Origin of the sequence: Trichocoleus sp. FACHB-6 (assembly GCF_014695815.1) — a bacterium.
Lineage (GTDB): Bacteria > Cyanobacteriota > Cyanobacteriia > Cyanobacteriales > FACHB-T130 > Funiculus > Funiculus sociatus.
In genome coordinates this window covers 24,471-36,113 of record NZ_JACJOY010000112.1, presented here as the reverse complement: position 1 = coordinate 36,113, position 11,643 = coordinate 24,471, and the positions used below count along the sequence as shown (strand labels likewise).

The window sequence follows — 11,643 nt, the reverse complement described above, 5'->3', positions numbered from 1 at the left end:
AAATGCGAGTATATGCTCCATTATGGTAAAATAGATCTACATATACCTAAAGTAATTCCGGCTTTCTAGGGGGAAAATCGCTCTAATTCGGTGTTTTTACCCTGGAAAGAATAGCTTTATAAATATCAAGCTGAAGAATTTAAAAAAAAGATAAATAGCGCTTAAGTATTTTGATAGTTTAATGTTTTGCTTAGGATGTAAATATAAATATAAAAAAAATATACTTCATCGAATTTATAGATATTTTATTGTCTTATTTTATTAATCTCAAAAAAGAACTAATTATAGTTTAAAATTGAAGATATAATTAAAGGCTTGGCTTTGATATTTAACTCATCAGCAGGAAAGCAATCGGTGCAACCCGTTGATATTTTGATTCTCTCAAATGGGCCTGGGGAGTTGGCAACCTGGGTGCGTCCAGTTGTGCGACGTTTAAGAGAAAATTTGGGAGATGACCGAGAAAAGGTGCGGATTTCTGTTGTGTTATCGCCTTGTACTCATGCTACCGGAAAAGAAGCAGCGATCGCACTCTCCTATCCAGAAGTAGACCGCGTACAGGGAGCAGATCATTTTTTAAAGTTTTTGCTTTGGGGAAAGACTGCCGAAAATTGGGAATGGCGCGATCGCGGTGTAGTAGTCTTTTTAGGAGGCGATCAATTTTTTGCCGTAGCGATTGGCAAGCGCTTAAATTATCGTACCGTTGTTTATGCGGAATGGGAAGCTCGTTGGCAGGGGTGGATTGACAAATTTGGTGCGATGAAACCAGAGATTATCGCCAAAGTACCTGAAAAATATGCCGATAAATTTACCGTTGTTGGGGATTTAATGGCAGACGTATCTCAAGAAGGTAAACAAGAGTCTTATACTGCCTCATTTTTACTCAGTCCGGAACTTATCGGATTACTTCCGGGATCGAAAGCGGCTAAACTAGCTCAAGGTGTGCCTTTGTGTTTAGCGATCGCAGAAAACATCCACAAACAACGTCCCCAAACTCAGTTTGTAATTCCTGTTGCTCCTACTTTAGATTTGTCAACTTTATCTAGATTTGCTGACAAACAGCAAAATCCAGTAATTGAACTGGTGAAAGGTTCTTCAGCGAAGCTTATCGTACCGGAACCGCCAGAGTTGCCGTATTTCAAGACAGAGGCTGGATTGAGGGTGCAATTGTGGACGCGATCGCCTGCTTACGAATTATTATCCCAATGTTCGCTATGTTTTACCACCGTGGGAGCCAACACTGGTGAACTAGGTGCCTTAGCAGTACCAATGATCGTCTTACTGCCAACTCAACAACTTGATGCTATGCGAAGCTGGGATGGTTTGCCTGGGTTACTCGCCAACTTGCCAGTATTAGGTTCCAGCTTTGCCAAAGCGATCAACTGGATAATAATGAAACAAGTAATGAAACAGGGGCGTTTATATGCTTGGCCTAATCTCTGGGCGAAATCGCAGGTAGTGCCAGAATTGGTAGGCAGACTGCAAGCAACAGAGGTGGCAGCACTCGCTTTAGATTATCTTAACCATCCGGAAAAATTACAACAAATGCGCGATCGCCTCCAAAGTCTTCGCGGTCAACCTGGGGCTGCGGAAAAACTAGCAACTTTAGTTTGTCAAGAGTTAGGAGTTATAGGTTAATAACGGCTCCCTATTTTAAGAAGATTTCCCATCTCTTCGACCTAGTTCATAAACCCCACAACTCATACAAGCTAGTATTCCCATACTAATTGCCCAGCTGCGTCCTAAACCAATTTCCACACCGTAATTGCAGGCAGCACCAACAATTAAAAAAGGTACAATGCTGAAAATGGAAGCATAAAAAGCGTTTTGTGATTCTCTACCCTTACGAGTTCTTTCAAATTCCTCATTAGAAGTGTATAGCGATCGCTCAGCAAAGTTAAACCAGCGATTCAGTTGTTCTGCAACCCATTCACTGGCTGGAGAGAAACCTAGATATAAAGCTAACGACCATAAAGAGGCACCAGCGATCGCAGTCGCATCGAGAGCGAATCTAAAAGGTAAAATTTCAGTCAGCATGAGTTTTAAAGCATTATATTTTTCACTTTTAGGAATTTTAACAAAATTAAAGAATCTCGCGAAATAGCCAATACCCCTCTACTGGGAGGCTTGACAGAGCTGCAATCTAGAGTAGAATACACCACGATATTTGATTTTTTTTGGCAAAATACACCGTTGTGTGTAACTTATTTAAGCAGTCGAGGAGTGAATTAATGCAGCAAGCGCCAACGCCACCAAATCTCCAAAACCGCTTTCTGCGTCCCATATTTCTTCTACTTTTTCTAGGGCTGAGTTTAATCGGGTTAATGCCAGCAGTAGAACTTCAGGAGGAGAAAGTTGAGGCGAGGGAAATTAGAACAAATTCAGTATTAACTCGCAGTAGTTGGCAAGGTGCATCTTTCCCTGTCGAAAATTTTAAAGGCTATACTTCTGGCTTTGGCTACCGCCGTTCTCCCACTGACGCTTCTGGTTGGGAATTTCATCGCGGTTTAGACATTGCTGGGCCAGAAGGCAGCTACATCCGCAATTGGTGGGCAGGTTACGTGGTGGAAGTCTCAGACCATACCGCCTGCGGCACCTTAATTAAGATCCAATCTGGGCAATGGCAGCACGTCTACTGTCACCTGAAAGGGAGCGTAGGAACTGCCAATGGCAATCGTTATGTAATAGATCGTGGCGGCGGCATAATAATTTGGCAAGGTCAACAGCTCCCCGCAGGGGCACGGATTGGTCGTATAGGTATGACTGGGCGTACCACTGGCCCCCACCTGCATTGGGGCTTAAAATACGCTAATAACTATGTAGATCCTGCCCAGGTTCTCCGCGCCATGTACTCCCAACAACCAGGCACCACTCAGCAATTTGCTCAGGGTTTCTCTGGGCCATCCACAGAACAGCCGTCTTGGGGTAGCTCTCAGGGGCGACGCACCATAGATTAGTGAAGTGGCTCGTCGATGCCGTACTACAGTTTTGGCGTGTCCTTAACCCTCTCCTCTAAGGAGAGGGTTAAGGAAGAATTTTTTCACGGGAGAGAGGCTTTAAAATTAACCCCCTTCCCTTTCCTTCAAGGGAAGGGGGTTAGGTGTGTATTAGACTCAACGGCGAAAGAAAAATAGATTAAAAGAGAACCTTTTTCTTTTTTTTTCTTTTTTCTACACGCTCTCTTTTAAAGGAGCGGAGGGAAGCACTAGCTCTTGCTTACGCTTTTGGATGTATTCATCAACGATCTGACGGAAGCGATCGCCTTCAATGGTTTCGTGGTCTAAGAGCAGATCAACGAGCATATCTATCAAGGAGCGGTTTTCCAGAATTATCCGACAAGCTTCTTTGTAGCAATGGTCAACAATTGAACGGACATGACCATCAATCCGAGCTGCAATCTCCTCAGAATACTCGCTGCGGTTCCCCCAATCTCGACCTAAAAATACTTCTCCATTCGGACTTTCTAGCGCCACAGGGCCAAGCTCGGACATTCCAAACCGTGTCACCATCTGTCGCGCTCGTTCCGTCACCTTCTCCAGGTCGTTACCCGCTCCAGTAGTTACTTCATCGTTGCCAAAGATGATTTCCTCTGCTGCTCTCCCGCCTAAGGTAGCAGTAATGCTGGAGAGAATTTGAGATTTGGAATCCAAACCTATCTCCTCGGCAGGAGTAAACCAAGTTAGCCCCAAAGCTTGGCCGCGAGGCAGTATGGTAACTTTCTCTAAAGGGTTGTGGTGGGGACTCAGGGTGCCGACGATCGCGTGACCAACTTCGTGATAAGCAATCAGACGCTTCTTCCTGCCATCTACCAAGGGTGTTCGTTCCATGCCAGCTACCACCCGGTCTATGGCATCGTTGATTTCTAGTTCTGAAACGGCTTCTTTCCGGCGACGAGCCGTTAAAATGGCGGCTTCGTTGAGCAGGTTGGCTAAGTCAGCACCTGTGAAACCTGGGGTACGACGAGCGATCGCTTCTAAGGATACTTCCGGAGCGATTTTTTTGTTGCGGGCGTGTACATCCAAAATTTCCCGTCGTCCTTTCAGATCCGGGTAGTCTACTATTACTTGGCGGTCAAAGCGTCCCGGACGCAGTAATGCCGAATCTAATACATCCGGGCGGTTGGTGGCAGCAATAATAATAATCCCAGTGTTGCCTTCAAAGCCGTCCATTTCGGTCAGCAACTGGTTAAGGGTTTGTTCCCTCTCGTCGTTACCGCCGCCGATACCTGTGCCGCGTTGCCGTCCTACAGCGTCAATTTCATCGATGAAAATCAGACAAGGGGCGTTTTCTTTGGCTTTTTTAAACAAGTCGCGGACGCGGGATGCACCAACCCCGACAAACATTTCCACAAACTCAGATCCAGAGATGCTGAAAAATGGGACTCCAGCTTCGCCGGCGATCGCTTTTGCCAATAAAGTCTTACCCGTTCCCGGAGGGCCTACTAACAGCACTCCTTTGGGAATTCTCGCACCTATTGCTGTAAACCGTTCCGGTTGCTTCAGGAAAGTGACAACTTCTTCTAGTTCTTCTTTGGCTTCTTCAATCCCAGCTACATCGTCAAATTTGATTCCTGTTTTCGCCTCCATCTGGAATCTAGCTCTGGATTTGCCGAAATTCATCGCTTGACCAGAGGAATTGCTAGAACGACGGAAAACGAACATTAAAACTGCCATTAAGAACAATAGCAAAAGTAAATTTGCCGCCACCCCCAAAACAGCCGCGTTATCCCCAGACGGTTGTACATCCAAGTCAATGTTTTTATCGCGGAGTCTTTCAATCAACTCTGGATTTTGCTCGAACAGCATCACCTCTTGACGCGGAGCTGTGGAGCTTTGCCCCTTTAATGTCACCCTAGCAATCTTGGTTGCTGGGTCAATTTCTACTTTGGTGACTTGGTTGGCATCAATTTTCTGCAACAGGTCGCCATAACTGAGGGTGTTCTGCTCTACCTTGGCAAGGGCTGGGGAACCCAACAACATCCCCTGAAAAATCATCAAACCTGCGGCAAGTTGCCAGAAGCGTTTCGGCTTCTTAGCACGATTCTCCTTAGAATTTTTTGGTTGTCCTTGCCCTGTCCATGCTCTCATTGAGGAATTGTTTTTCATACAAATGCCCTTTGCCTGCTGCTTTGACTGAACCTCTCACTTGCTGGATTTCCTGAGAAATATACCTGATTCAGCAGTTGAGTTAACCTTTCTACAATCTAGTTTAACTTTCTCTATTACAGCCGTGAGTGCTAACCGATCCGCTTTGTTTGACCGCCTCATTGACAAAGTTCGTTTGAATCAGCTATCTTAAATGTAGTCATTACGACTTCGATTTATTTAGCTTGATCTTAGCGGTCGATATGCAGATGGAATTTGATACAGCATATGCTGGAGTTTAGTTAAATATTTTTGCTGTTATTCAAATCAGTTTTTAACCCTAGTAGAGGCGAATATGGTCAAAATAGTTGGAATTGGCGGGAGTTTAAGACCTGCATCCCAGAGCCAGCAGGCTTTGAATTTAGCCGCTGAGCGGGTGCAAGCTTTGGGAGCTTCAGTAGAAATTCTCGATTTGCGACAGATGCAGTTGCCGTTCTGCAATGGGGAAAAAGAATATCCCGGCTTTCCGGATGTTGAGCGTTTGCAAAAGGCGGTAGCCGAGGCCGATGGCATAATTTTGGCGACCCCTGAGTATCATGGCAGTCTCAGCGGTGTGATGAAAAATGCCTTGGACTTGATGAGCTTCGACCAGATGAGCGACAAAGTTGTTGGTTTAATTAGTGTATTGGGCGGGCAAGTCAACAGCAACGCTCTCAACGATCTGCGGCTGATTATGCGTTGGGTTCATGCTTGGGTAATTCCAGAGCAAATTGCGATTGGACAAGCTTGGAAAGCCTTCAGCCCAGATGGCAAGTTGCTGGATGAGAAACTATCCCAGAGATTCGATGAGTTTGCTCAGAGTTTAGTAGAAAACACCCAAAAACTCCGAAACGTTGCCTAGCCGAAGAACCTAACCCCTAGGCTCTCTCCGTTTTTCGGAGAGTAGGGTGGTTTCATTTGTTAAAAGAAAATTCTGTAACGTTGATTTTGATTGGCGGTAGGGGCATGGCAATGCCATGCCCCTACAAAATGTCGCAATTTTCGATATTTTCTAAGGGTTGTATGAAACTACCCTGCTCTCCGTTTATCGGAGAGGGAAGCTAGAGCCATAGGCTCTAGCGGGGTGAGGTTCTTTTGTGAATGTAATCAACCAAACTACATAACTTTCAAAGCCTTGCAAGTGAAGCAGAGCTTAAGCTAAATCATTCCCAGGCTCAGCCTGGGAATGAGAGGATGGCTTAGTGGTGGTGATGGTCGTGATTATGACCGTGCTGATGGTCGTGATCGTGACCGTGCTGATGACCGCTATGGGTATGCGCTTGCACTGCTGCCATCTGGGGATTTACGGAAAGTGCTTGCTCTGAGAGTAAAGCCTCAATTTGAGGATTTGCCCAATCTGCCGCCATCTTTAAGAATTCAGGATTGTCGTTAACGCACTCCATTTGCACGTAGGTAACGTGCGGATGACGACGACGCAACCAGTGCAGGATGTGGTCTACATCTAACAGGGTTTCGTGATTTTCTGTAGCAAAACCTATCGGCATAAAGACAAGCGATGTTGCCCCTAGCTGAATTAGGTTAAGAGCCGCTTGCTTGGCATCAGGCTGAGTCCATTCAATCAGGGGCGTGTCGTGGTTGAGCCAGCCCACTGAAATCAGCGGATATTTGTTGATCAGTTTGTCCCGTACTTTGTCGTACAGGGCTTGACTTTCGACAATACCTGATGTGAAGCCTTTGGCTTTGTGGGGGCAACCGTGGTTCATCAACACTATCCCTGTTTGCGAGGGCAGATGCGCTACTGCCAAGTCGCGAACAATTTTCTCTTCTACGAGATTGGCTAGCAAATCGATGTAGGCGGTTTCGTTGTAGAAGGAGGGGATGTAACGCTGTCCTTTTACCCAGTGTTCGCTGCCATCAGCGAGATTGACTAGGGCGTTGTTGACTTGTTCGACGGCGATGCCACTGGTGAAGATGGAATCTACCACTAATAGGGGGTAGATCAGGATTTTGTCAAATCCTTGAGCTTTAATTTCTGTGAGGACTTGTTCGGGTAGGAAGGGGGCGCAGAAGTTAAAGGCTTTGAAAACTTGGACGCGATCGCCCCATTTTTCCTGTAAATTTTTCTCTATCCCCGCCCGCTGTTTTTCAAAAATGGCGTTGTGGGGGGAAATAAAATTACCGTGCTGATGATCCCACTCGTGCAAGTCAAATATTGCCAAGATTTTGGCAATTGGTGGATACATCCAGGTGGGAACCGGGGCAAATTTGGCGGTGAGTAGATTTAAAGCTTGCTCGTTGTAGTTGGCGAAATCTTCGTAACTCTCAACTTCTCCGTAACCCATTAGCAAGACGGCTACTTTGTCTGTACCTTGTTGAGCGTTCGGTGTTTGTTGCAGTTTTTCAGGGGTGGCAACCAAGTCGCATTCCTCCAAAGGAATATTTTCTTTCTTTAGAGTGGACTTTGGCAAAGCGCATTGTTTTACAGCTTCATTGCCCTCGAAGTGCCACTCATAATCTAGCTTAACATCCCCTAGGGGGGGATTGGCTTAAATAATTCAGTAATTAAATAATATTCCAGCAAGTTTTACTGGGGCGATTCATCGTTGGGAAGATTTATGCTTTATGAGGCAACAAGAACGCGATCGCGTCCTTGATGTTTAGCGTGATATAAAGCCGCATCAGCTGCTCGAATCACTGCCGAACCTGTCAAGCCATGTGTGGGGAAAATTGCTACCCCTATTGATAGGGTAATAGAACCAAGGCTCTGACGGCGATTTTGTAAATTTAGGTGCTTAACTCCTTCCCGGATAGCTTCAGCTCGTTCTCTGGTAGCCTCTAAAGATGCTTCTGGCAGAATCAGCGTTAGCTCCTCACCGCCGTAACGACAGGCAATATCTGAACCACGGGTATGACTTCTCAGAAATACGCCAAGTTCTCTTAGCACAGTATCACCTGCTTCGTGACCAAAGGTGTCGTTAAAACGCTTAAAGTGGTCAACGTCGATCATAATTATTCCCAGTGATTGCTGTTTGCGCTCAGCGCGGTTAATCTCCCGTTCCAGAGATTCCTCCAAGTAACGGCGATTAAATAAACCAGTAAGAGTGTCACGGATACTCTGCTGCTTGAGAGCTTCGTGCAGTTTTAAGTTTGCCAACGCCAAACCAATGTGTTCAGCAACTGTTGTGGCTAGCTGTTGTTTGGCTTGGGTGAATTGTCCCAAAGCTTGAGAACTTAAATACAGTACGCCCAAGGCTTCCCCCTGTGCCATCATGGGGACGCACAGAGATGCAGGGGGGATTGGGGATTGGGAGTAATTCTCCTCGGTGTTGGTGCGCCTGGCTCGATCTATCCCAATCCCCAATCTGTGCTTGCAGTGCAAACCACGATGATCGCATTCAAACAAATGTGATCGCCCGCGTCGTAGCGCCCAACATTCATTAGGCGTGAATAAAAGCTGGCTAGTAAACGTTGAATCTCCCCAGGTAGCAACAGCCTCGACTATTTGTTTTGAGGAATTAATCACAAATACCCCACCTGAGAAATTGGGAAATAAGGGTTGGACTAATCCAGCGATCGCGCTATAAGCTTCTTCAATACTTAAGCAAGTTTGTAGAATATCGCTCATTTCCCCAAGCAAGGCGATTTCTCGGTTGCGAGATTCTAATTCCTTTACCCAGCTACGTAACTCAGTGTTAGCTTCCTGCAACGCTTCTTCTGACGCTTTGCGTTCAGTGATGTCGCGCAGAATTACAGTAGATATTTTTTCGCTGCCTAATTCCAGTTGGGAAATTGAAGCCTCCGCAGGGAACTCTGTACCATTTTTGCGATAACCGATAATCTCGCGGCGATCGCCGATTTTCCTTGCTACACTCTCAGATTGGAAAAATTGCGCCAGGTCTTGAGGATGAGCATCTGCAAAACGTTCTGGCAACAGCAAGCTAAGCGGTTTTCCCAAAACTTCATTAGCAGTGTAGCCAAAAATCTTTTCCGCACCTTGATTGAATAATGTAATTTGCTGGCTTTGATTTACTGAGATAATCGCATCTTCAGCAATATCCAAAATTCCTGCCAGACGAACACCGGAAGTTATTAGCGCGTCTTCGCTTCGCTTAGTAGCTGTAATGTTACTGTTGATTTCCAGAATTTTTATCGGAGTGCCGTGCAAATCCCGTTGAATTGCCCAACGGCTAGTAACAACAATAGTTGTACCATCTCGTTTGGTCTGGATAAGTTCACCTTCCCAGCATCCTTCTCGTAATAGCTTGGTTTGGATTTCAGGCAAGCCTTTGGGAAATTGCGTTTGCAGTAATTTATGGCTTTCCTTTCCTAAAGCTTCTTGTTTCGTCCAACCATACATTTTTTCTGCGCCACGATTCCAAAAGGTGACATTAAAGTTCAAATCTAATGTCAGGATGGCATCGTGAGCTAGATCAAGCAGTTGTGCCTGATCTTGTAACATTTTTTGTGTGCGTTGGCGCTCGAAGAGTTCGAGTTGCAACTTTTCGTTGGCTTGACTCAACTCCTCGTTACGCTCTATGGCTTTGAACTCTAGCTCGTCTTTGGCTTTTTGCAGATTCGATTCTGTCTGCTTTCGTTGGGTAATATCCATGACTGTGCCAACCATCCGTACCGCCTGGAAGCCGCTAGAGTCGTAGAAAAATTGTCCTTTGGCTTCTATCCAGTGGATGCTGCGATCGCGCCAGATGACACGAAATTCCTGTTCATACTCTGCTTTGGCTTTCACGCATCTGTTTAGGGCTTGGGTGATGCTTTCGCGGTCTTCAGGATGAACCCATTCATTGAAGGCTTCATAGGTGCCATTAAAGGTTCCTGGTTCCAGCCCGAATAGCAGTGCATAATTATCAGACCAAGTAATTTTGTCGGTGAGGATATTCCAGTCCCAAATCCCTATGCGGGCTGCTTCTAGGGCTAATCTCAGATGCTCTTCGCTCTGTTGCAGTAGGACTTCTGCTTTAGCGCGATCGCTTAATTCTAAATGCAGCAGCTGGTTACTCGCAACGAGTTGGTTTTCTTGTTCTGTGACCTTTTGCAGCAGTTGGCTTAAAGATTGCCAGAGCAAGCCAATTTCATCATTTCCTTGGCGTACTGGTATTTGGACTGTTTTATCGCCCAGGCGGATGCGGTGTAAAGCGGATGCGATCGCTAAAATTGGATCGACAATCTTTCCAGCCATGATGCAGCCAAATATCGCCAACACGAGGCCAAACACCATGTCCCCGATCAATATCTGTTGTTGCAACTGACGCGCTGGCGCAAACGCAACATCAGTTTTCTGTCGCACCAGTACCACCCAACCCAAGCCAGGATAGTTCAAGTAGCCCTGAGAGCGAGCAAAACCAGTTATATAAGTTTTACCATCTGCCCAAGTTTCAATTAAATAGCGGTCACTATAACGTTCTACGTCAAAGCTTTTGGGTTTCATCTGTAGCCCTTGTAACTTTGGCGAACGGAACAACACGGTGCCATTTTGACTCAAAATCAGTATTTCTACCTGGGAACGGCTTTGTAGCGCCGAAAGCCAATCGCCAACTTCTTTAGCCCATTCCCAACTTAGATGAGCGCACAATACACCTTTGAAATTACCTTCAAAATCGGTTACGGGTGCGACTACATCTACCACGCTCAGGGATTCGGCACTAAAAGGTAGCAACTTCGGTAGTAGCACTGTTTTATGCAAATCTGCTACATCAGGTAATTTCTGTCCTTTGAGAAACCAAGGTTGTTGAGAGATGTTTTTGCCTTCCAGCAATTTTCCCGTACTAACTTGGACAATTCCTAAGGTGTCAGCAAGACCAATCCAGGCATAGTTAGGATTGGTGCTTTGCAGCTTTTCTAGGAAACTTCGCATCTCCTCTGATGGCGTGGCATAATCGCGCAGTGTGTGGAGTGTGGCGATATTCTGAATATCCCGGTAGCGCTCGAACATCCCCCGATCCAGCTTATCTGTAATCTGGTGCGCTAACTCGACTAAGGCATTACCTGCCTCAGCTTCTATTTTAGCGGTGGTAAGTTGGCTGACGGTGACACTTTGCAACATCGACAGTATTAGGGTAATACCACCAACTGCCAAACCCAAGCGGAGCCTGAGGCTGTATCGAGGATCGACAGCGATGCTAAGACGATCGGAAAACTTGGAGCGATCGCCTTTCTTTGGTGAAAACCCAGTTACTGCTAAGAGCCATTTGCGTACCACTGCGCTCATTTCAGCCCCGCTACTTCATAATTACTTAATAGTATCTTCTTGAAATCTTTAATATTAGAGTTCCCACCTAGCCAGCAGCGCGATCGCAGCGTTAGCATTACTTAATAAATCGAAGCAACGCCACGATTTATTACAGTTTATATAGCTACAAAACCCTGTATTAGACTAGACATTGAAAAACCAGCGTGAGAAGGAAAAAAGTGAAGAATTATTTTTTTCCTTTTGCTTTTTAATGCGTATCTAGCGATATACGAAGTAATCGCCTAACAAAGTACCCAGAGCAACCTTGCTGCAAATAATCTAAAAGTTTTATTGTTTTTATGCCTTAGGGTAGATGCT

At 45.7% G+C, this 11,643-nt stretch carries 7 protein-coding genes; 3 read left to right on the top strand and 4 right to left on the bottom strand.

Going from position 1 to position 11,643, the window contains the following annotated elements:
- Positions 1-315 precede the first annotated feature (315 nt).
- Positions 316-1,635, top strand: a complete 1,320-nt coding sequence (locus tag H6F66_RS22615; RefSeq protein ID WP_242019000.1) for a lipid-A-disaccharide synthase — start codon at positions 316-318, stop codon at positions 1,633-1,635.
- Between the two features lie 15 nt (positions 1,636-1,650).
- Here the strand turns inward: H6F66_RS22615 and H6F66_RS22610 are convergent, their stop codons facing one another.
- On the bottom strand, positions 1,651-2,034 hold the full coding sequence (locus tag H6F66_RS22610) for a hypothetical protein (RefSeq protein WP_190425789.1): 384 nt from the start codon (positions 2,032-2,034) through the stop codon (positions 1,651-1,653).
- Positions 2,035-2,228: 194 nt separating this feature from the next.
- Between H6F66_RS22610 and H6F66_RS22605 the strand changes: the two genes are divergently transcribed.
- Positions 2,229-2,954 (top strand): M23 family metallopeptidase, encoded by a 726-nt coding sequence (locus H6F66_RS22605; RefSeq protein ID WP_190425787.1) that lies wholly within the window; start codon positions 2,229-2,231, stop codon positions 2,952-2,954.
- Between the two features lie 213 nt (positions 2,955-3,167).
- Here H6F66_RS22605 and ftsH read toward each other — a convergent pair whose 3' ends face one another.
- Complete coding sequence (gene ftsH, locus H6F66_RS22600) at positions 3,168-5,102, bottom strand: ATP-dependent zinc metalloprotease FtsH (RefSeq protein ID WP_190425784.1); 1,935 nt, start codon at positions 5,100-5,102, stop codon at positions 3,168-3,170.
- 334 nt (positions 5,103-5,436) lie between these two features.
- Here ftsH and H6F66_RS22595 point away from each other — a divergent pair, with 334 nt between their 5' ends.
- Positions 5,437-5,982 carry an NADPH-dependent FMN reductase gene (locus H6F66_RS22595; RefSeq protein WP_190425782.1) on the top strand — a complete coding sequence of 182 codons (546 nt, stop codon included), beginning with the start codon at positions 5,437-5,439 and terminating at the stop codon, positions 5,980-5,982.
- 337 nt (positions 5,983-6,319) lie between these two features.
- On the opposite strand, the gene H6F66_RS22590 is transcribed toward H6F66_RS22595, so the two are convergent.
- Both H6F66_RS22590 and H6F66_RS22585 read right to left on the bottom strand, forming a co-directional pair.
- Entirely contained in the window at positions 6,320-7,498 is a 1,179-nt protein-coding gene (locus tag H6F66_RS22590) for a ferrochelatase (protein WP_190425852.1), read from the bottom strand.
- Positions 7,499-7,701: 203 nt separating this feature from the next.
- Positions 7,702-11,304 carry a diguanylate cyclase gene (locus H6F66_RS22585; RefSeq protein WP_190425780.1) on the bottom strand — a complete coding sequence of 1,201 codons (3,603 nt, stop codon included), beginning with the start codon at positions 11,302-11,304 and terminating at the stop codon, positions 7,702-7,704.
- Positions 11,305-11,643 lie beyond the last annotated feature (339 nt).

Excerpts from the sequence above, each read along its gene's own strand:
- H6F66_RS22585 (WP_190425780.1), bottom strand. The coding sequence starts at position 11,304 with ATGAGCGCAGTGGTACGCAAATGGCTCTTAGCAGTAACTGGGTTTTCA.
- ftsH (WP_190425784.1), bottom strand. The coding sequence starts at position 5,102 with ATGAAAAACAATTCCTCAATGAGAGCATGGACAGGGCAAGGACAACCA.
- H6F66_RS22595 (WP_190425782.1), top strand. The coding sequence starts at position 5,437 with ATGGTCAAAATAGTTGGAATTGGCGGGAGTTTAAGACCTGCATCCCAG.
- H6F66_RS22605 (WP_190425787.1), top strand. The coding sequence starts at position 2,229 with ATGCAGCAAGCGCCAACGCCACCAAATCTCCAAAACCGCTTTCTGCGT.
- H6F66_RS22610 (WP_190425789.1), bottom strand. The coding sequence starts at position 2,034 with ATGCTGACTGAAATTTTACCTTTTAGATTCGCTCTCGATGCGACTGCG.